Annotated in this window: 16 protein-coding genes; 6 read left to right on the top strand and 10 right to left on the bottom strand. The window is 72.2% G+C overall.

Going from position 1 to position 20,516, the window contains the following annotated elements; genetic code table 11:
• Nucleotides 1–29: 29 nt before the first annotated feature.
• Nucleotides 30–1,004 (bottom strand): ABC transporter substrate-binding protein, encoded by a 975-nt coding sequence (locus tag ACZ45Z_RS09570; protein WP_468358814.1) that lies wholly within the window; start codon nt 1,002–1,004, stop codon nt 30–32.
• Nucleotides 1,005–1,529: 525 nt separating this feature from the next.
• Between ACZ45Z_RS09570 and ACZ45Z_RS09565 the strand changes: the two genes are divergently transcribed.
• The 3 genes from ACZ45Z_RS09565 (at nt 1,530) to ACZ45Z_RS09555 (ending at nt 4,591) form a co-directional block, all read left to right on the top strand.
• The gene (locus ACZ45Z_RS09565; protein WP_468358811.1) at nt 1,530–2,753 is read left to right on the top strand and encodes an NAD(P)-dependent malic enzyme; all 1,224 of its coding nucleotides are present in this window, start codon (nt 1,530–1,532) and stop codon (nt 2,751–2,753) included.
• A 164-nt stretch (nt 2,754–2,917) separates the two neighbouring features.
• Nucleotides 2,918–3,880, top strand: coding sequence for a zinc-binding dehydrogenase (locus ACZ45Z_RS09560; RefSeq protein WP_468358808.1), 963 nt, complete (start codon nt 2,918–2,920; stop codon nt 3,878–3,880).
• A gap of 27 nt (nt 3,881–3,907) precedes the next feature.
• Nucleotides 3,908–4,591, top strand: coding sequence for a HutD/Ves family protein (locus ACZ45Z_RS09555; RefSeq protein ID WP_468358806.1), 684 nt, complete (start codon nt 3,908–3,910; stop codon nt 4,589–4,591).
• On the opposite strand, the gene ACZ45Z_RS09550 is transcribed toward ACZ45Z_RS09555, so the two are convergent.
• The 8 genes from ACZ45Z_RS09550 to ACZ45Z_RS09515 all read right to left on the bottom strand — a co-directional run bounded on the left by ACZ45Z_RS09550 (nt 4,578) and on the right by ACZ45Z_RS09515 (nt 15,291).
• Nucleotides 4,578–5,459 (bottom strand): SCO6745 family protein, encoded by an 882-nt coding sequence (locus ACZ45Z_RS09550; RefSeq protein WP_468358804.1) that lies wholly within the window; start codon nt 5,457–5,459, stop codon nt 4,578–4,580. The two genes, ACZ45Z_RS09555 and ACZ45Z_RS09550, sit on opposite strands and share 14 nt — an antisense overlap.
• A 619-nt stretch (nt 5,460–6,078) precedes the next feature.
• Nucleotides 6,079–7,179, bottom strand: a complete 1,101-nt coding sequence (locus ACZ45Z_RS09545; protein WP_468358801.1) for a PadR family transcriptional regulator — start codon at nt 7,177–7,179, stop codon at nt 6,079–6,081.
• Nucleotides 7,180–7,181: 2 nt separating this feature from the next.
• A complete protein-coding gene (locus tag ACZ45Z_RS09540; protein ID WP_468358798.1) occupies nt 7,182–8,057 on the bottom strand; it encodes a DUF4097 family beta strand repeat-containing protein in 876 nt (291 codons plus the stop codon).
• A gap of 111 nt (nt 8,058–8,168) precedes the next feature.
• Nucleotides 8,169–8,348, bottom strand: coding sequence for a DUF6104 family protein (locus ACZ45Z_RS09535; protein WP_468358795.1), 180 nt, complete (start codon nt 8,346–8,348; stop codon nt 8,169–8,171).
• A gap of 226 nt (nt 8,349–8,574) precedes the next feature.
• Nucleotides 8,575–12,387, bottom strand: coding sequence for a multifunctional oxoglutarate decarboxylase/oxoglutarate dehydrogenase thiamine pyrophosphate-binding subunit/dihydrolipoyllysine-residue succinyltransferase subunit (locus ACZ45Z_RS09530; RefSeq protein ID WP_468358792.1), 3,813 nt, complete (start codon nt 12,385–12,387; stop codon nt 8,575–8,577).
• A 237-nt stretch (nt 12,388–12,624) separates the two neighbouring features.
• On the bottom strand, nt 12,625–13,758 hold the full coding sequence (locus ACZ45Z_RS09525) for a HAMP domain-containing sensor histidine kinase (RefSeq protein WP_468358789.1): 1,134 nt from the start codon (nt 13,756–13,758) through the stop codon (nt 12,625–12,627).
• Complete coding sequence (locus ACZ45Z_RS09520; protein WP_468358786.1) at nt 13,755–14,495, bottom strand: response regulator transcription factor; 741 nt, start codon at nt 14,493–14,495, stop codon at nt 13,755–13,757. Before ACZ45Z_RS09520 ends, ACZ45Z_RS09525 begins: the two co-directional genes overlap by 4 nt.
• Before the next feature lie 73 nt (nt 14,496–14,568).
• A complete protein-coding gene (locus ACZ45Z_RS09515; protein WP_468358783.1) occupies nt 14,569–15,291 on the bottom strand; it encodes a spermidine synthase family protein in 723 nt (240 codons plus the stop codon).
• Between the two features lie 208 nt (nt 15,292–15,499).
• Here ACZ45Z_RS09515 and ACZ45Z_RS09510 point away from each other — a divergent pair, with 208 nt between their 5' ends.
• Nucleotides 15,500–16,201: a rhomboid-like protein gene (locus tag ACZ45Z_RS09510; RefSeq protein ID WP_468358780.1), complete on the top strand. Its 702-nt coding sequence runs from the start codon at nt 15,500–15,502 to the stop codon at nt 16,199–16,201.
• Between the two features lie 157 nt (nt 16,202–16,358).
• Here the strand turns inward: ACZ45Z_RS09510 and ACZ45Z_RS09505 are convergent, their stop codons facing one another.
• On the bottom strand, nt 16,359–16,859 hold the full coding sequence (locus tag ACZ45Z_RS09505; RefSeq protein ID WP_468358777.1) for a YfbM family protein: 501 nt from the start codon (nt 16,857–16,859) through the stop codon (nt 16,359–16,361).
• A gap of 120 nt (nt 16,860–16,979) precedes the next feature.
• Between ACZ45Z_RS09505 and ACZ45Z_RS09500 the strand changes: the two genes are divergently transcribed.
• Nucleotides 16,980–17,813 carry a pentapeptide repeat-containing protein gene (locus ACZ45Z_RS09500; RefSeq protein WP_468358774.1) on the top strand — a complete coding sequence of 278 codons (834 nt, stop codon included), beginning with the start codon at nt 16,980–16,982 and terminating at the stop codon, nt 17,811–17,813.
• A 117-nt stretch (nt 17,814–17,930) separates the two neighbouring features.
• Nucleotides 17,931–20,354 (top strand): endopeptidase La, encoded by a 2,424-nt coding sequence (lon, locus tag ACZ45Z_RS09495; RefSeq protein ID WP_468358771.1) that lies wholly within the window; start codon nt 17,931–17,933, stop codon nt 20,352–20,354.
• Nucleotides 20,355–20,516 lie beyond the last annotated feature (162 nt).

The raw sequence follows: 20,516 nt of genomic DNA, 5'->3' as shown, positions 1-20,516 counted from the left end.
GAATGAGGGGAGGGCGGCGGGCGCGGGGCTCAGGAGCCGCTGTTGATCTTCACTTCCTCGACCGCGGCGTCCTTGACGTCCCACTTGTCCAGGACCTTGGCGTAGGAGCCGTTCTTGATCGCGTTCTTCAGGGCCGCCTGGAGGGCGTCGCGCAGCTTTTCCTTGCCCTTGGGAACCGCGATGCCGTACGGCGCCGCCTTGAGCGGTTCACCGCCGACCATCTCGAAGTCCTTGCCCTTACCGGAGACCTTCACCGCGTACGCCGCGACCGGGTAGTCGCTGGAGACGACGTCCACGCCGCCGGTGCGCAGCCGGGTCTGGGCCTCGGAGTCGTTGTCGAAGGCCTCGATGGAGATGGCCGGCTGGTCGTTCGACTCGCACTTCTTGGACTTGTCCTTGGCCAGGTCGTGCGAGACGGTGCCGCGCTGCACCGCGAGCTTCTTGCCGCACAGGGCGTCCCAGCTATCGATGCCCTGGGTCTTGCCCTTCTGCGTGTAGAGCGAGACACCGACGTTGAGGTAGTCGACGAAGTCGACGCCCTCACCGATCTTCTTGCCGGTGGAGCCGTCGATGCCCTCCTGGCGTTCCTTGGTGTCCGTCATCGCCGACATCGCGATGTCGTAGCGCCGGGACTTCAGGCCGCCCATGAGGGTGTCGAAGGTGGCGTTGTTGAAGTTGAGCTTGATCCCCAACTGCTTGCTCATCGCCGCCGCCAGGTCCGGGTCGATGCCCTCGACCACACCGTTGGTGCGGAACTCCACCGGCTTGTACGTGATGTCCGAGCCGACCTGGAGGAAACCTTTCTCCTGGACGTCCTTGGGGAGCATCTTGAACAGCGGCGCGCTGGTGTCACGGCTCTTCTGCGCCTCGCGCTTGGCGATGGCCGCGTCCGTCTGGTCGCCGCAGGCGCTGAGCAGGAGCAGCGAGGCGGTGACCGCGGCCACGGCGGCCACGGCCGAACGCGACCTGCCGGCGACCGGGCGACGGGTGGTGCTTGCGGTCATGCTGATCCTCCTGCGGATGGGCGTACCGACTTGCAGGGGTCGGATACACCCCTTGAGCGTCGCGACCTCGGTTGGTTACGGAATCTTGCCATCCGGCATCCGGAATCCGGACTGCTGAAGAGGTCAAAATCGGATAACGGACGCGAGGGATCACTCGACGATCTGACGACTCACGGCCGAGCCGCCTGACAGCAGTGTGCGGGCGGCGTCCGGCCCGACCCCGGGCGTCTCGGAATCCGGACAGTCCCTCGGGACGCTTCGGCCTTTTTGCGTATTCCGCCGTTATTGTCACACCTCTGAACCGGAGGGTAATGAATCTGACTCGTCGGGTTCCGCGCCCGTCCGGTAGAAAGGTTGGTTACACCCCTCATCCGGGGCTCAGGGCGCGTGTGCGGCGCGCCCGGCGTCCGTACCTCCCCCCGCGCGGCGGCTATCCGTCTCGCAGGGCGCGGACGCGGTGCCCGCCCACCCCTTAACCAGGGAGTGGTCACCCTCAACTGATAAACGATTAAAGGGGTTGGACAAGTGGCAGCGGAGATCGTCAATCCTCGCAGCGACAGCAATACGAGCGCGGGTTCGGCCGGCGCTCCCGATGAAGTCTTCGATCCGGCGTTCGCGCTGCATCGCGGCGGGAAGATGGCCATCCAGGCGACCGTCCCGGTCCGCGACAAGGACGACCTGTCCCTCGCGTACACGCCGGGCGTCGCCAAGGTGTGCAGCGCCATCGCCGAGCAGCCGGAGCTCGTCCACGACTACACCTGGAAGTCCCAGGTCGTCGCCGTGGTCACGGACGGCACCGCGGTGCTGGGCCTGGGCGACATCGGCCCGGAGGCCTCCCTCCCGGTGATGGAGGGCAAGGCCATCCTCTTCAAGCAGTTCGGCGGTGTGGACGCGGTGCCGATCGCGCTCGGCACCACCGACGCCGACGAGATCGTCGAGACCGTCGTCCGGATGGCGCCGTCCTTCGGCGGCATCAACCTGGAGGACATCTCCGCTCCCCGGTGCTTCGAGATCGAGCGCAAGCTCAAGGAGCGGCTGGACATCCCGGTCTTCCACGACGACCAGCACGGCACCGCCGTGGTCACGCTGGCCGCCCTGCGCAACGCCGCCAAGCTCACCGACCGCTCGCTCGGTCAGTTGCGCGCGGTGATCTCGGGTGCCGGCGCGGCCGGTGTCGCGATCGCCAAGATCCTCGTCGAGGCGGGCATCGGCGACGTCGCGGTCTGCGACCGCAAGGGCATCGTCTCCGCCGACCGCCAGGACCTCACGGACGTCAAGCGCGAGGTGACCGGCTTCACCAACAAGGCGAACCTGACCGGTTCGCTGGAGAGCGCGCTGGAGGGCGCCGATGTCTTCATCGGAGTCTCCGGCGGCACGGTCGCGGAGGAGGCGGTGGCGAAGATGGCGAAGGACTCGATGATCTTCGCGATGGCCAACCCGAACCCGGAGATCCACCCGGACGTCGCGCACAAGTACGCGGCCGTGGTCGCCACCGGGCGCAGCGACTACCCCAACCAGATCAACAACGTCCTCGCCTTCCCCGGCATCTTCGCCGGTGCGCTCCAGGTGCGGGCCTCGCAGATCTCGGAGGGTATGAAGCTCGCCGCGGCCGAGGCGCTGGCCGCCGTCGTCGCCGACGAGCTCAGCGCCGACTGCGTCATCCCCTCGCCGTTCGACGAGCGCGTCGCGCCGGCCGTGACCGCCGCCGTGGCGGCCGCCGCCCGCGCCGAGGGCGTCGCGCGCCGCTGATCCGGCGGGCGACACGCGCCAACGGGCCGGGCCCGCACCTGTCATGGGTGCGGGCCCGGCCCGTTCTGACGCGGGCCGCCCGGCGCGTTCGGGCGGCCCGGGCGCGGTGCGTGTCACACCCGCGCCCGGTACCGCGACGCGCGGCGGCGGCCTACTTTGGGATCATGTTTGCTGCCTACGCCGCCCGCATCGACCGCGACCAGCCGCTGAGCGGCCTCGAACTGGGGGAGCGCCCGGCCCCCGCGACCCGCCCCGGCTGGACCACCGTCAACGTCAAGGCCGCCTCCCTCAACCACCACGACCTCTGGACGCTGCGCGGGGTGGGGATCACCGAGGAGGCGCTGCCGATGATCCTCGGCTGCGACGCCGCCGGAACCGACGAGGACGGCAACGACGTCGTCCTGCACTCCGTCATCGGCCAGACCGGCCACGGCGTCGGCCCCCGCGAGAAGCCCTCCATCCTCACCGAGCACTACCAGGGCACCTTCGCCGAACAGGTCACCGTCCCGGCCTGGAACGTGCTGCCCAAGCCGGCGGAGCTGTCGTTCGAGGAGGCCGCCTGCCTGCCCACGGCCTGGCTGACCGCGTACCGCATGCTCTTCACCAACGGCGGCGTACGGCCCGGCGACAGCGTCCTGGTGCAGGGCGCCGGCGGCGGGGTGGCGACCGCCGCCATCGTGCTGGGCGCCGCGGCCGGACTGCGGGTCTTCGCCACCAGCCGCGACGAGGCCAAGCGCAAGCGCGCCGAAGAGCTGGGCGCCGAGGCGGCGTTCGCGAGCGGGGAGCGGCTGCCGCACCGGGTGGACGCCGTGATCGAGACGGTCGGCGCCGCCACCTGGTCGCACTCCGTCAAGTCCCTGCGCCCCGGCGGCACCCTGGTCATCTCGGGCGCCACCAGCGGCTACCACCCCGAGCGCACCGAACTGAACCGGATCTTCTTCCTGGAGCTGAAGGTCGTCGGCTCCACCATGGGCACCAAGGAGGAGCTGGCGGCACTGCTGAGCTTCTGCGCCGCCAAGGGCATCCGGCCGGTCATCGACTCGACGCTGCCGCTGGACCGGGCGCGCGAGGGCTTCGAGAGGATGGCGCAGGGCGACCTCTTCGGCAAGATCGTGCTGACGGTCTGAGACGCGGCGAGGACGGGCGGCGGCGGTATGGCGGAGGTGGGGATCCTGCGCGCGGCCGGGCGCCCGGCCGCGCCCTGGAGCAACGGCGGCGGGGTGACCCGCGAGGTCGCCGTCCACCCGCCGGGCGCCGGCTGGGACACCTTCGCCTGGCGGGTGAGCCTGGCCGACGTGACGCGGGACGGCCCGTATTCGCCGCTGCCCGGCGTGCGCCGCGTCCTGACGGTCGTCGAGGGCGCGGGCACGGAGCTGACGGTGGACGGCGCCGCGCCCCACCTGGTGGAGCCCTTGCGCCCCTTCGCCTTCCCCGGCGACGCCGCCACCGAGGGCCGGCTGCCGTACGGCCCCGTCGTCAACCTCAATGTGATGCTGCGTGAGGGGCGCGCGCGGGCAACGGTGGACCTCGTCCGGGACCGGCGGGTGCCCGCCTTTCCGCGGGCGGGCCGGGGCGCGCCCGGAAGTGCGACGCTGGTCCTCGCGCTGGAGGGGCACACGCGCCTCGGCCCTGCCGGGGCGGTCGCCGAACGCACCGTGCGGCTGGGGCGGTTCGACGCGGCCTTGGTGACGGACGGGCGGGGCGCGGAGCCACCGCTGGAGCTGTGGACGGACGGCGTCGCGGCCGTGATCACCCTGACGTGCGGCGACGAAGCGGGCACCCGGGGGCCGGGTGGTGAGGAGACCGGCCGGGCGGCGCGCGCCCTCAGGGATAGCTGACCTTCACCGTGCCGATGCCCAGCGTGCCGTGCCGGGGCAGATATCCGGCCTCGAAGACCGCGCCGGCCACCGGGCCCAGGAGCTGGGCGAGACGCTCGGCGCGGGAGTGGCCCAGCGCCCGCCACGGGCCGGCGGCCAGCCGGTCCGTCATCCGCTCGATCGCGTCCCGCTCCTTGTGGGCGAGATCGGTGGCGCTGCCGTCCGGGCCTATCCAGCCACGGGCGGCGAGGCGGTGCCGGGCGTCGCTCCACTCCTGCGCGCTCCAGCCGCGCCCCACGAGTCCGGCCGCCGGCGCCGCGCCGATCGCGGCGAACGACACCAGCGCCTCGCACGGGTCGAGCCCCGAGGTCAGCAGCGCCGCCAGATGGCCGTCACCGCGGTGCTCGCGCAGCACCGTCGCGGCCTGCCAGAGCACCAGATGCGGCGCGTCCGGCCACGGCAGGTCGAGGTTGGCGGCGGCCAGCGGACGGGCCGCGGTGCCGGCGTTCTCGGCGGCCTGCCGGGCCAGCCGCGCCGCCTCGCGGAGCTGCGCGGCGCTCAGCCGGTCGCCGATGAGGGCGGACAGCGCGCGGTCGACGGCTATCAGCCGCGCGTCGAGCACCTTGTCCGGTTCGGCGGTGGTCCAGATCGCCGGGACGTGGCGGGCGACCAGCCGCGGGCTGAAGGTGTAATACGTGGCGGACACCAGCTCGGGTCCGGCCGCGCCCAGCGGGGCGGTCCGCCAGGCGAAGTAGCTGGGCCAGCGGGAGGCGACGTCGAAGCCGAGGTCCGAGGCGACCTGCCGGGCCTCGGGGGCGAAGTACAGCGTGGCGTGCAGGGGCTCAAGCTGGTGCCACATCCGGCGGGCGACCGGCAGGTATTCGGACATCGCTTTTACCTCATGCCCTTCACGACGCTTGCAGACGGGGAGAGTTGACCGTAGTCCGGAAGTCGGCCGCCGGTACGCGGAATCGGTGGGCCGGGGCACCCCGGAGGCCGGTGCCGGGCGAAAAACCGTGCGTAGGACTCACTTCCCCGATTACGCGCCGTGAATCCAGACGGCGAACGACAACTCTGGGTAACGGTAGGCGGGTTGGAGGATTCCGTTTCGGCCGTCGGCGCCCCGCATGCCGCGTCCGGAGACGACCCCGGCCGTTCACCGGGCCGTCCCCTGGGCCGTACCTGGGCCGTCCCCGTGCGCGGAAGAATCGTCCAAGGAGCGGATCGCGCCGGGCATGGTGCTCGCCCACACCGCCGGAATCCCGCCGATCGAGCGGAAGCCGACCTTCGAGGAGCCGGCCGCCTTGGCGCGGATCACCGGGGCCGAGGGGCGCGGGGGCTGCCGGACCTGCCCTGCCGGCTACGCGGGCGCTGACGCTGACGATGAACGGCGTGCTGGTCTTCCGAGGAGTCGTCACCGCCACCGACACCGTCACTGACATGGCGGGCGGCCCGTCCTGGTCGGGCCCGCCGGACCCGGGCCCGCGGTGGGGCACCGGCTTCGCGCCTCACGGCCGCTCCTGTGCGCCCGTGGACGAGGACCGGCCGGCCGGGTCGCGGAGCAGGGCGCCGATGTGGGCGGCGGCGGCGGACAGATGGCGGCGGGACTCCTTGAGCTGATCCCCGGTGACGCCGTGGTCCCGGGCCGCGTCCCGCAGGTCGTCGCGGAAGCGGTCCAGCAGCCGGTCGAAGTCGCGGGCCGGATCGCCGCTCGGCGCCTCGCCCGCCCACTCCGGGGCGCGGGGCGCGTCGGCCGCCGGCGCGTCCTTGCCCAGGTCGGTCCACTCGACCGTGATCGGGTCGGCGCCGCCCGGGACCGTCTCCGGCCGCCCGGCCGTGAAACGGCCGACCTCGCGCGAGACCTCGGCCAGCGCCTCGCGCACCGCCCCCGACCAGTCGCCCGAGCGCACATGCCCCTGCGTCTGCTCCTGGACGCGCTTGATGACCCGCTGGACCTCCTCGCGCGCGAACACCTGCGCGTCCCTGGCCTGCTTACGGGCCCGCTGAGCGTCCTGCCGGGCCCGGCGGCTCTCCTCCTTGGCCCGCCGGGCCTGCTCCTTCCACTCCTCCTTGGCCCGCCGGAACTCCTCCTTCGCCTGCCGCCAGGACTCCGTGTCGCCGAAGGCCCCGTCGAAATACTCCGCGGCCTCCGGGAACGGCCGCCCGGCGCCGTTCGTGGCCCCGCCGGCCGCCGCGCCCCCGGCGGGGTCGCGGGCGCCCTGGCGAGCCTGCTGCGCGGCCTCGCGCATCTCGCGGCGCAGAGCGCGCGCCGAACCGCTGACGTCCTCGCGGATGTCGGAGGCGAGGGCCGCCACCGACTCGCGGATCTCCAGCTCCAGATCCGCCAACTCGCCGCCCCGGTCGGCGAGTTCGGCACGCCCGGCGTCGGTGAGGGAGTAGACCTTGCGCCCGCCCTCGGTGGCGTGGGTGACCAGGCCCTCGGCCTCCAGCTTGGCCAGCCGCGGGTAGACCGTGCCGGCGGAGGGGGCGTACAGGCCCTGGAACCGCTCCTCCAGGAGGCGGATGATCTCGTAGCCGTGCCGGGGCGCCTCGTCCAGCAGCTTGAGGAGGTACAGGCGCAGGCGGCCGTGGGCGAAGACGGGGGGCATGCTCAGAGCACCTTCTTCTCTGGCGGGGCGCCGGTCCGGGCGGTGTCCCGCGGGCCGTCGAAGGCCGGGCGGCGCAGCAGGGCCAGGCTCCCCGAGACGGTGGTGACCTTCAGGGTGCCGCGGCCGTCGCCGAGCGCCCCGGTGATGCGCTTGGCGCCCCACTGGCCGCTGACCCGCAGGTCGTCGAAGGCGTTGGTGACCGTGCCGCTGGTGGTGTTGGCGTCGACCCTGGCATCGGCGGGGTCGGGCAGCCGGATGGCGACCTCGCCCGAGACGGTCGTCAAGGTGACGTCGGCGGCCTTCGCCGAGGGGTCGAGGTCGAGCACCATGTCGCCGCTGACGGAGTCGGCGTGCACCGAACCGCCCGCGCCGTCGATGACGGTCAGGTCCCCCGAGACGGAGTTGAACCGCAGATCGCCGGTGACGGCCTGCGCCTCGACGTCGCCCGAGACGGTGTCGGCCCGCACCGTCCCGGTCAGCCCGACGAGGGTGCTGCCGCCGGACACCCCGCGCACGTCCGTGGGCCCCGAGATACCGGAGATCACCGCGCTCGCGCCGACCACGCCGACCTCGACGCGGGTGGCGGCCGGCACGGTCACCGAGACCACCGCGCCGCGGTTCCACCCCTTGCGGTCGAGGAACTTCAAAAAGCCCTTCCAGGGCAGGTCCTCATAGGCGACGGACAGGGTGCCCCCGGAGTGGGAGACGGTCAGCGGCGGGCCGTGCAGCTCGCTGATCTCCACGCGGGCGGGACCGCCGTCCGAGGTGCCGACGACGTTGACGGTCCCGCCGGCCACGCGCACGGTCAGCGCGCTGACGGGCTCCTCGATCTCCAGCGTGCGTGGCTCGGAGATCGACCACTTGGTCCGGGCGGGCATACCTGGCCTCCCTGCGTAGGCGGGCAACGCAACATATCGCGTCTCGTAAGACACGATATATCGCGGCTGCGGGAAGTCAAGCACGCGACGCCGCGGCGCCGGTGCCCCCGCCTACTCGTCCTCTTCGTCGTCCAGCCGGGCCAGCCAGGTGGCCAGCCGCTCCACCGGCACCTCGAAGTCCGGGTTCAGGTCGACGAACGTGCGGAGCTGATCGGCCAGCCACCCGAAGGTGACCTCCTCCTCGCCGCGCCGGTTCTCCAGCTCCTCGATGCCGCGGTCAGTGAAATACACGTGCTCTCCACCAGGGGTCATGGGACATTCCGGCCAGGATAGGCAGGCGCGCGGACCTCGCGCGCGGCCCCCTCCTCGGCGGCCGGGACCGAGGCGGGGCAGGGCGGTGGCCGGGGCCGGGGCCACACGGGCCGGGCCCGCGGCGGGCCGACGCCGAGGGCCCGCCCCCGCGACAGCGGGAACGGGCCCTCGGCGTGCTGCCGGTCGATCCCGGCGGTCCCGGCGCCTAGGCGTCGAAGACCTCCGCGACGAGCTGTGCCTGCTCGGCCTGGTGGCGCTTGGCGGAGCCGACCGCGGGCGAGGAGCCGTGCGGCCGCGAGATGCGGCGCAGGCGCTCACCGTGCGGGACGTCGGCACCGACGGCCAGGTCCAGGTGGTCGATCAGGTTCAGACCGAGGAACGGCCAGGCACCCTGGTTCGCCGGCTCCTCCTGGGCCCACAGGTACTTCTCGGCGTTCGGGAACTTGGCGATCTCCGCCTGGAGCTCCTTGCCGGGAATCGGGTAGAGCCGCTCGATCCGGACGATCGCCGTGTCGGTCGCGCCGCGCTTCTCCCGCTCGGCGTCCAGGTCGTAGTAGACCTTGCCGGAGCAGAAGACGACCTTGCGGACCGCGTTCGCGTCCACCTTGGTGTCACCGATCACGGGACGGAAGCCGCCCGTGGTGAACTCTTCCGTCTTCGACGACGCCGCCTTCAGACGCAGCATCGACTTCGGGGTGAAGACGACCAGCGGCTTGTGGTGCGGGTTGTGGACCTGCCAGCGCAGCAGGTGGAAGTAGTTCGACGGCAGGGTCGGCATGGCGACCGTCATGTTGTTCTGCGCGCAGAGCTGGAGGAAGCGCTCGATCCGGGCCGAGGAGTGGTCCGGGCCCTGGCCCTCGTAGCCGTGCGGCAGCAGCAGCGTGACGCCGGAGGTCTGGCCCCACTTCTGCTCGGCGGAGGAGATGAACTCGTCGACGACCGTCTGGGCGCCGTTGACGAAGTCACCGAACTGCGCCTCCCACATGACCAGCGACTCCGGGCGGGCCAGGGAGTAGCCGTACTCGAAGCCCATCGCCGCGTACTCGCTCAGCAGCGAGTCGTAGACGTTGAAGCGGGCCTGGTCCTCGGAGAGGTAGAGCAGCGGGGTGTAGTCCTCGCCGGTCTCGCGGTCGATCAGCACCGCGTGGCGCTGGCCGAAGGTGCCGCGGCGGGAGTCCTGGCCGGCGAGCCGGACCGGGGTGCCCTCCATCAGCAGCGAGCCGATGGCGAGCGTCTCGCCCATGCCCCAGTCGATCGTGTCGTCCTCCACCTGGGCCGCGCGGCGCTGCAACTGCGGCAGCAGACGCGGGTGGACGGTGACCCGGTCGGGGATGTTGACCTGCGACTCGGCGATCCGCTTGACGACCTCCTGGGAGATCGCGGTGTCCAGGGAGACCGGGAACTCCGCCTTGGGCTGCGGCACCTCGGGCGCCGCCGGCGCGGTCGTGGCGTCGCGGACCTCGGTGAAGACCTTCTCGAGCTGGCCCTGGAAGTCCTGGAGCGCCTGCTCGGCCTCTTCCAGCGTGATGTCGCCGCGACCGATGAGCGACTCGGTGTAGAGCTTGCGCACCGAGCGCTTCTTGTCGATCAGGTCGTACATCAGCGGCTGGGTGAAGGCCGGGTTGTCGGACTCGTTGTGGCCGCGGCGGCGGTAGCAGATCAGGTCGATGACGACGTCCTTGTTGAACGCCTGGCGGAACTCGAAGGCGAGGCGCGCGACGCGCACCACGGCCTCCGGGTCGTCACCGTTCACGTGGAAGATCGGCGCCTCGATCATGCGGGCCACGTCGGTGGCGTACATGGAGGAGCGGGCCGACTCCGGCGCGGCGGTGAAGCCGACCTGGTTGTTGATGACGATGTGCACCGTGCCGCCGGTGCGGTAGCCGCGGAGCTGCGACATGTTGAGCGTCTCGGCGACCACACCCTGGCCGGCGAACGCCGCGTCACCGTGCAACTGGACCGGCAGGACCGTGAAGTCCGTACCGCCCTTGTTGATGATGTCCTGCTTGGCGCGCGAGATGCCCTCGACGATCGGGTCGACGGCCTCCAGGTGGGAGGGGTTGGCGGCCAGCGAGACCTTGATCTGCTCGCCGTCCAGGCCGGTGAAGACGCCCTCGGCACCCAGGTGGTACTTCACGTCGCCGGAGCCGTGCATCGACTTCGGGTCGAGGTTGCCCTCGAACTCCCGGAAGATCTGCGCGTAGGACTTGCCGACGATGTTGGCGAGGACGTTCAGCCGGCCGCGGTGGGCCATGCCGATGACGACCTCGTCCAGCCGGGACTCGGCCGCGGAGTCGATGACCGCGTCCAGCAGCGGGATGACGGACTCGCCGCCCTCCAGCGAGAAGCGCTTCTGGCCGACGTACTTCGTCTGCAGGAACGTCTCGAACGCCTCGGCGGAGTTCAGCCGGCGCAGGATGCGCAACTGCTCCTCGCGCTCGGGCGACTTGTGGGTGCGCTCGACGCGGTCCTGGATCCACTTGCGCTGCTTGGGGTCCTGGATGTGCATGAACTCGATGCCGGTGGTGCGGCAGTAGGAGTCACGCAGCACGCCCAGGATGTCGCGCAGCTTCATCATGGACTTGCCGGCGAAGCCGCCGACCGCGAACTCGCGCTCCAGGTCCCACAGGGTGAGGCCGTGCTCGATGATGTCGAGGTCGGGGTGCTTGCGCTGGTGGTACTCCAGCGGGTCGGTGTCGGCCATGACGTGGCCGCGGACCCGGTAGGAGTGGATCAGGTCGAAGACCCGCGCGGCCTTGGTGACGTCGTCCTCGTGGGAGACGTCGATGTCGCGCAGCCAGCGGACCGGCTCGTACGGAATCCGCAGCGACTTGAAGATGTCGTCGAAGAAGTCGCTCTCGCCCAGCAGGAGCTGGCTCATGACCCGCAGGAACTCGCCGGAGGCGGCGCCCTGGATCACGCGGTGGTCGTACGTGCTGGTCATCGTCATGACCTTGGAGATGCCCAGCTTGTTCAGGGTGTCCTGGCTGGTGCCCTGGAACTCCGCCGGGTAGTCCATCGCGCCGACGCCGAGGATGAGGCCCTGACCGGGCATCAGGCGCGGCACGGAGTGGACGGTGCCGATGCCGCCCGGGTTCGTCAGCGACGCGGTGACTCCGGTGAAGTCGTCCATCGTCAGCTTGTTGTCGCGGGCCCGGCGGACGATGTCCTCGTAGGCCTGCCAGAACTCGAAGAAGGTGAGCGTCTCGGCCTTCTTGATGGCGGCGACGACGAGCTGGCGGTCGCCGTTGGGCTTCACCAGGTCGATGGCCAGACCGAGGTTGACGTGCTCGGGCTTGACCAGCGTCGGCTTGCCGTCCTTCTCCGCGTAGGAGTAGTTCATCGACGGCATGGCCTTGAGGGCCTGCACCATGGCGTACCCGATGAGGTGGGTGAAGGAGACCTTCCCACCGCGGGCGCGCTTGAGGTGGTTGTTGATGACGATGCGGTTGTCGAACAGCAGCTTCACCGGGACCGCGCGCACGGACGTGGCCGTCGGCAGCTCCAGGGAGGCGTTCATGTTCTTCGCGACGGCGGCCGAGGGGCCGCGCAGCGTGACCAGCTCCGGACCGGACGGCACCTGGCCGTCGGCCTTGGCCTTGTCCTTCGCCGCGGGCTTGGCCGCAGGAGCCGGCTTGGCGGGCGCCGGAGCGCTCGCGGCGGGCTTCGCCGGCGCCGCGGGGGCCGCCGGGGTGGCGGCCGCCGGCGTGGCCGGTGCGGGGGTGGCCGGGGCGGCAGGGGTGGCCTGCGGCGGAGCCGGGGCCTGCTGGGACGCGGCCGGGGCGGCCGGCGCGGGGGCGGAGCCCTCCGCCGGCTGGGTCGGCGTGGTGACGCCGCCCGGCTTGTAGTCGGCGAAGAAGTCCCACCAGGCTCGGTCTACCGAGTTCGGGTCCTGGAGGTACTGCTGGTAGATCTCGTCGACGAGCCACTCATTGGGACCGAACGCGGCGGCAGGGTTCTTACCCTGCCCCTCTTGGTCGGTCGAGATGCTCGAGCTGTTGGGGGACTGTAGCGACACGGCGGCAACCGCCCTCTTCCGCTTCCTAAGGTGGTGGACAGCGGGAATAAAGGCTACGCCTCTTGTGACCTTCGGTGCAGTCCGGGAGGGCCACTCGTCGCGCACGTCACATTCACCGGAGTGTTTCGGGGCATGACTTGGCGGGAAACACACGGAGTTTGACTACGTGAGGTAGAACTCATCGCCGTCGCACCCCCGGAGTGAGTGCTTCCACCAGCGACCCTACGCCACGAGACGTCAACCGCGAGCTGACTCGATCCCCGGAAGGGTGACGCGGATGCGGCACCCACGGGGTGATTCGGCCACGCCGATGCGTCCGCCGTGCAGATCCACCGCCCAGCGCGCGATGGCCAGGCCCAGGCCCGTACCGCCGTCGGCACCGGGGCCGGAGGGGACCGGACCGCCGCGGTTGAAGCGTTCGAAGACCCGGTAGCGCTCCGACTTCGGGATGCCCGGCCCCTCGTCCTGCACCTCCAGCTCCAGGCTCTCGGGGCCCTCACCGCGCCGGGCGCGGACCGTGACCCGGCCGTGCCGGGGGCTGTGCTTGATCGCGTTGTCGATGAGATTCGCCACGACCTGGTGCAGCCGCTCGGCGTCGGCGTGCGCGGTCAGCTCGGGCGGCGAGACGTCGAGGTGGAGATGGACGTCCGTACGGCTGTGGGTCCCGGAGCCGGCCAGTCCCGCCAGCCCGGAGAGCGTGGAGGCGCCGCGGCTCATGTTGGCCTCCTTCAGCACCCCGGACAGATACGGCCAGACCTCGAAGCGGCGGGCGTGCAGCGGCACCACGCCGTTGTCCAGCCGGGACAGGTCCAGCAGGTGCTCGACCAGCCGGCCCAGCCGCTCGGTCTGCTTCAGCGCCGTCCGCATCGTCTCGGGATCGGCCCGCGAGACGCCGTCCACGACGTTCTCCAGCACCGCCCGCAGCGCCGCGATCGGGGTGCGCAGTTCGTGCGAGACGTTGGCGACCAGTTCCTTGCGATGGGTGTCCACCGCCTCCAGGTCGGCCGCCATCCGGTTGAAGGCGTCGGCCAGGTCGCCGAACTCGTCGCGGCGCCCGGAGCGCACCCGGCGGGTGTAGTCACCGTGCGCCATGGACCGCGTCACGTCCGTCATCTCGCCGAGCGGCGCGGTGAGATTGTTCGCCACGAACTGCGTCACCAGCAGCGACGCGATGATCGAGAAGATCGTGATCACCCGCAGCTCGGTCGCCGAGTGCATCGCGACGAAGACCAGCAGCGTCGTGAGGATCACCGAGATGATCACCAGCGCGCCGAGCGCGGCCTTGACGGAGCGGTAGGGGTCCAGCGGCCGCAGCCCCTCCCAGACCCGCTCCCACAGCCCGTGGGCGGGCACGCGCCACCGCCGCGTCATGCGGGCGGGGTCTCCAGGGCGTACCCCACGCCGTGGACCGTGCGGATGCGCTCGGCGCCGATCTTGCGGCGCAGGGCCTTGATGTGGCTGTCGACCGTACGGGTCCCGGAGGCGTCCGCCCAGTCCCACACCTCCGCCAGGAGCTGCTCGCGGGAGAGCACCGCGCGGGGCGTGTTCGCCAGGCAGACCAGCAGGTCGAACTCGGTGGGGGTCAGGTGCACGTCCGTGCCGCGCACCCGCACCCGGCGCTGCGCGTGGTCGATCTCCAGCTCGCCCAGCCGCAGGATGCCGCTGCGCGGGGTGTGCGCGGCCAGCGCGGCGCGCTCGACGCGGCGCAGCAGGACGTGCACCCGGGCGGCCAGCTCCCGCATGGAGAACGGTTTGGTCATGTAGTCGTCCGCGCCGACCCCGAGGCCGACCAGCATGTCGGTCTCGTCGTCGCGGGCGGTGAGCATCATCACCGGCACCGGTCGCTGGGCCTGCACCCGGCGGCACACCTCCAGGCCGTCGAAGCCCGGCAGCATCACATCGAGGACCAGCAGATCGGGCTGCCACGCCTCGGCGGTCTCCACGGCGGCGGGACCGTCCGTGGCGGTCTGCACCTGGAATCCCTCGGCGCGCAGCCGGGCCGCGATGGCGTCGACGATCGTCGGGTCGTCCTCCACGACCAGCACCCGGCGCTGGGCGCCCGGCGTGGCCGCGGCGGTGCCGCCCTGGGTTGTCTGAGTCTGGTCCATCGCCCGCCCCTGCATGTCCCTGCGTGGTCGCGTACTGCTGGGCAGCAGCGTAAGGGCACGGTGTGACTGTCGGCTACGCGCCCTTGCGCGCGAGATGGACGACGTCGGGGACGCCTCGGACAACGGGGATCTCTTCCGTCCGTACCCCGCTGAACCCGGCATTTCGCAGGGCCCGCTCGAAGGCCGGCGAAGGCCGCGCGGACCATACGGCGAGCACGCCGCCGGGCGTCAGCCGGTCCCGGCAGGCGGTGAGGCCGGCGGGGGAGTAGAGGTCGTCGTTGTCCTGGGTGACGGTCCAGTCCGGGCCGTTGTCGATGTCCAGGCACAGCGCGTCGAAGGTGTCGCCGCCCGCTCCGCCGCGGAGATGGGCGACCAGGTCGGTGTGCAGGATCTCGGTGCGCGGATCGGCCAGCGCCGCGGCCGAGACGGCCGACAGGGGGCCCTCGCGGTGCCAGTCGATGACGGCCTGCTCCCGCTCGGCGACGGCGATGCGGCCCCAGCGCGGCTCGGCCGCCGCCCGGGCCAGGGAGAAGCCGACGCCCAGGCCGCCGATCAGGACGGCGGGCCGCCGCCGGCCGGCCGGCAGCTCGGCCAGCGCGGCGTCGATCAGCAGCCGCTCGGAGCGGCCGTCGGAGGTGTCCATCAGGAAACAGCCGTTGGCGATGATCTCGTAGACCGGCGCGCCGGGGCCGTCGGGTCCCTCGCCGGTCCCGCCCCGCTGCCGCAGCACCACCTCGCCGTACGGGCCCTCGCGGCGGTCGAGCGTGCGCGGGGCGACAGGAGTAACGGAAGCCATGTGGCCATTTTGGCCAACAGCGCGGCGCCGGTCCAACCTTTTGGCGAGCGAGCCGTCCGCGCTCCGCGCTGACGTGGCATATCTCATGAAGGTTGCTCCATGTGAGGCACCTCACTCTCACAGCGGGCTCATGGATTGAGCGTGCAGGCTGGGCGCGCACGTTGGTCAGGACGACGGGTCAGACGGGTCACGGACGGAAGGGGCACCGATGGTGAACGGGAAGCGGGCCGCCGGTGCGCGGCTGTGGCGGCTGCTGCCCACTCCTGTCGGCGCCCCCTTCACCTTCGCCTACGCCGCCCTCCTCGCCGGGACCTCGCTCTTCGCCGAGTACGCCGACCCCGCGCTGGTCTCCGATCTGCTGCGCGGCTCCAGCACCGACGTCGTCCACCTCGCGCACACCCCGCTGCTGGTGCTCGTCGCCAGCGCCCTGTGGATAGCCGGCGGACTGACCTCGGCCTACGCCGTCGGCCTGCTCTTCGTCCTGACCGCCCTGGAGCGGCGGATCGGCGGCCTGCGCGCGGCCGCGGTCTTCTTCGGCGGCCACGCGCTGGCCACCCTCGCCACCGAACTGCCCGTCGGCTTCGCGGTCGCCGCCGGCGGCCTGCCGGAGACCTCCCTGCACCGTCTCGACTACGGCATCAGCTTCGGCGTGATGACCTGCGCCGGCGCCCTGGCCGGCCTGCTGCCGGCCTGGTCCGGCCGGACGCTGCTGGCCGGCGCCGGCTACCTGGTCGTCACCGGCCTGCTCGCCTACGCCGACCCGGTGTCGGACTGGGGCCATCTGCTCTCGCTCGCCCTGGGGGTGGCGAGCCGGCCGCTGCTGCGCCGCTGGCGCTCCCGGCACGCCTGCGCCCCCGCCCTCCTCGGCGATCTGGGACATCCGGCGCTGCGCGGCGCCCGCACCCTTTGACACCGGCGCGACCTGCCGGCCAGCCCACCGGGCGCAGCCGTAACGACAGGGCGCGGCCGTAACGACAGGGCGCGGCCGTAACGACAGGGCGCGGCCGTAACGACAGGGCGCAGCCGTGACGACAGGGCACAGCCGTAAGCGGGAGCCCGCCCGCCGGTCAGCCGAGCCAGATCAGCATTCCGTCGCCGTCCCCCGCCGCGGCCCGGAAGAACAGCCGCAGGGCGTCGTAGTGCTCGCGCACGTAGTCCAACGACTCCCCGCGCTCCCAGACAATGGCCGGATACACCTGGGCGGTGGCGAGATCGCCCGGGGTGGCACTGGCGGTCAGGCGCGCGCCGGAGAGGTCCTCCATCGCCTCCGCGGCCACCCGCACCCGCTCGGGGGTGAGGTATCCGGGCGGACCGTAACCCCAGTCCTCGCAGTCCGGTATCCGCTCCTCGCCGTGGACGACGTCCACGGGAAAGGCCGAACGGCGCAGCAGGAAACCGAGCGCGTCCCACGCCTTGTCGATGTCCAGGCAGCGGGCCCGCGCCGGATCCGTCCCCGCCGCTTCCGCGTCCATCCGCTCGCCGACCAGCTCCAGCGCCCACTCGGGATCACCGAGCGCCCGGTCGAGTTCGGCGGCCGTCACGCGTGCGTACTCTCCGATCATGCTCATGCTCCGGATGCTAGGGGCGGCCACTGACAACGCCCGGCGCACGCGCGGCTCCTGGGAGAATGGCCCTCCCTTCCGGGTGCGGCACGCCGCCGCGCCCGCCGGTAGCAGGAGTACCCCACCGTGTCCCACGACCACGCCCAGCAGGCCCCCGGCCTCGCCGACCCCGCCCTGCGCGCCGACTGCGGCGACTGCTTCGGGCTGTGCTGCGTGGCGCTGCCGTTCGCGGCCTCCGCGGACTTCGCGATCGACAAGGCCGCCGGCCGGCCCTGCCCCAACCTGGGCCCGGACTTCGGCTGCGGCATCCACGCCGACCTGCGCGAGCGCGGCTTCTCCGGCTGCACCGTCTTCGACTGCTTCGGCGCTGGCCAGAAGGTCTCCCAGGTCACCTTCGGCGGACAGGACTGGCGGCGGGCCCCCGGCACCGCCCGCCAGATGTTCGACGTCTTCCCCGTCGTGCGGCAGCTCCACGAACTGCTCTGGTACGTCACCGAGGCGCTGAACCTGCCGGCGGCCCGCCCGGTCCACGCCGCGCTGCGCGAGGCCCGGGAGAAGACCGAACTCCTCACCCTCTCCGGCGCGGAGGAACTCTCCCGGCTCGACGTGCCCGCCCACCGGGGCGAGGTCAACACCCTGCTGCTGCGCACCAGCGAACTCGTCCGGGCCGGGGTGCCCGGCCGCAAGAAGGACCGCCGGGGCGCCGACCTGATCGGTGCCCGCCTGCGAGGCGCGGGCCTGCGCGGCGCCAACCTCCGCGGGGCCTGTCTCATCGCCGCCGACCTGCACGGCGCCGACCTGCGCACGGCCGACCTGATCGGCGCCGACCTGCGCGACGCCTCCCTCACCGCCGCCGACCTCACCGGCGCCCTGTTCCTCACCCAGCCCCAGGTCAACGCCGCCAAGGGCGACGCGGCCACGAAGCTGCCGCCGCACCTGGACCGGCCCGCGCACTGGTGAACCGGCGTCCGACGCCCTCCCCTTGTGATCGCTGACAGCGAACGCGTCGAAGGGAACATCTCCCGAGGCCCAGGCATTGAGTGGGTACAGCTCAACTTGCCTGCCGAAGGGGAGATCATGGCTTCCACGTCCACACCGCTCACCCTGCCCGTGCTGCCTCTCGACGACGAGGTCGTCCTGCCCGGCATGGTGGTGCCACTGGACCTGTCCGACGCGGAGGTACGGGCCGCGGTCGAAGCGGCGCAGGCCGCCGCCGAGTCAGGTGACAAGCCCCGCGTGCTTCTTGTGCCGCGGGTCGACGGGACGTACGCGGCCATCGGCACGCTGGGGCGGATCGAGCAGGTGGGGCGGCTCTCCGACGGCGATCCCGGGGCGCTCATCCGGGGCCTGGGCCGAGTGCGGATCGGTTCGGGGACGACCGGGCCGGGTGCCGCGCTCTGGGTGGAGGGGACCACCGTCGAGGAGACGGTGCCCACCGCGCCCGACGGGAAGGGGCTGCCCGGGGCGGTCGGCGAGCTGGTCACCGAATACAAGGCCCTGGCCACCAGTTGGCTGAAGAAGCGCGGCGCCTGGCAGGTCGTGGACCGCGTGCAGCAGATCGAGGACGTCTCGGCGCTCGCGGACAACTCCGGCTACTCACCGTTCCTGACGACGGACCAGAAGATCCGCCTGCTGGAGACCGCCGACCCGGTCGCGCGTCTGAAGTTCGCCACCGAGGCGCTGCGCGAGCACCTCGCCGAGCAGGACGTCGCCGAATCCATCGCCAAGGACGTCCAGGCGGGCGTCGACAAACAGCAGCGCGAGTTCCTGCTGCGGCGCCAGATGGAGGCCGTCCGCAAGGAACTCGCCGAGCTCAACGGCGATCCCGAGGACGAGAGCGACGACTACCGCGCCCGGGTGGAGGCCGCCGCGCTGCCCGAGGACGTTCGCAAGGCCGCGCTGAAGGAGGTCGACAAGCTGGAGCGGGCCAGCGACCAGAGCCCCGAGGGCTCCTGGATCCGCACCTGGCTGGACACCGTCCTGGAACTGCCCTGGAACGAACGCACCGAGGACGCCTACGACATCTCCGGCGCCCGGCAGGTGCTGGACGCCGACCACTCCGGCCTGGACGACGTCAAGGAGCGCATCACCGAATACCTCGCGGTCCGCAAGCGGCGGGCCGAGCGCGGCCTCGGGCTGGTCGGCGGGCGCCGCGGCGGCGCGGTGCTGGCGCTCGTCGGGCCGCCCGGCGTCGGCAAGACCTCCCTCGGCGAATCCGTCGCCCGGGCCATGGGGCGCCGGTTCGTCCGGGTCGCGCTCGGCGGCGTGCGCGACGAGGCGGAGATCCGCGGCCACCGGCGCACCTACGTCGGCGCGCTGCCCGGCCGGATCGTCCGCGCCATCAAGGAGGCCGGGTCGATGAACCCGGTGGTGCTGCTGGACGAGATCGACAAGGTGGGCTCCGACTTCCGGGGCGACCCGGCCGCCGCCCTCCTGGAGGTACTGGACCCGGCGCAGAACCACACCTTCCGCGACCACTACCTGGAGGTCGAACTCGACCTCAGCGACGTCGTCTTCCTGGCCACCGCGAACGTCCTCGAAGCCATCCCCGAGCCGCTGCTGGACCGGATGGAGCTGGTCCGGCTCGACGGGTACACCGAGGACGAGAAGGTCACCATCGCGCGGGACCACCTGCTGCCGCGCCAGTTGGAGCGGGCCGGTCTGGAGCCCGGCGAGGTGACGCTCCAGGAGCCGGCGCTGCGCAAGCTGGCGGGCGAGTACACCCGTGAGGCGGGCGTACGGAACCTGGAGCGGGCCGTCGCCAGGCTGCTGCGCAAGGTCGCGGCCCAGCACGAACTGGGCGAGCGCGAGCTTCCCTTCACCGTCGGTGTGGAGCAGTTGCGGCCGCTGATCGGGCGCCCGCACCACACACCCGAGTCGGCACAGGACCCGACCGAGCGGCGCACGGCGGTGCCCGGTGTGGTGACCGGGCTCGCGGTCACCGGCGCCGGCGGTGACGTCCTCTACGTCGAGGCGTCGCTGGCCGACCCCGAGACCGGCGCGTCCGGGCTCCAGCTCACCGGCCAGCTCGGTGACGTGATGAAGGAGTCGGCGCACATCGCGCTGTCGTTCCTGCGCTCGCACGGCGCGGAACTGGAGCTTCCGGTCGCCGATCTCAAGGACCGGGGCGTGCACCTGCACGTACCGGCCGGCGCCGTCCCCAAGGACGGCCCGAGCGCGGGCGTGACGATGACGACCGCGCTGGCGTCGCTGCTGTCGGGCCGCCAGGTGCGCCCGGACGTGGCGATGACCGGCGAGGTCTCGCTGACCGGGCGGGTGCTGCCGATCGGCGGCGTGAAGCAGAAGCTGCTGGCCGCGCATCGGGCCGGGATCACGACCGTGATCATCCCCAAGCGCAACGAGCCGGACCTGGACGACGTGCCGGCGGAGATCCTCCGGAAGCTGGAGGTCCACCCGGTCGCGGACGTCCGGCAGGTCCTGGAGCTGGCGCTGACGCCGGCCACGGCCGGTGCCGCGCCGGAGGTCCCCGCCGCGGCGTGACGGACGCGGCGGGGACACGGCAGGGGCCTCTCCCGCAATCGCTCGTGCGGGAGAGACCCTTCTCGGTCGCGGGGGGGGGGGGGGGGGGGGGGGGGGGGGGGGGGGGGGGGGGGGGGGGGGGGGGGGGGGGGGGGGGGGGGGGGGGGGGGGGGGGGGGGGGGG

It is taken from the genome of Streptomyces sp. NPDC031210 (assembly GCF_055570395.1).
The sequence above is the reverse complement of the archived record's forward strand: the minus strand, read 5'-3'. Positions and strand labels throughout refer to the sequence as shown.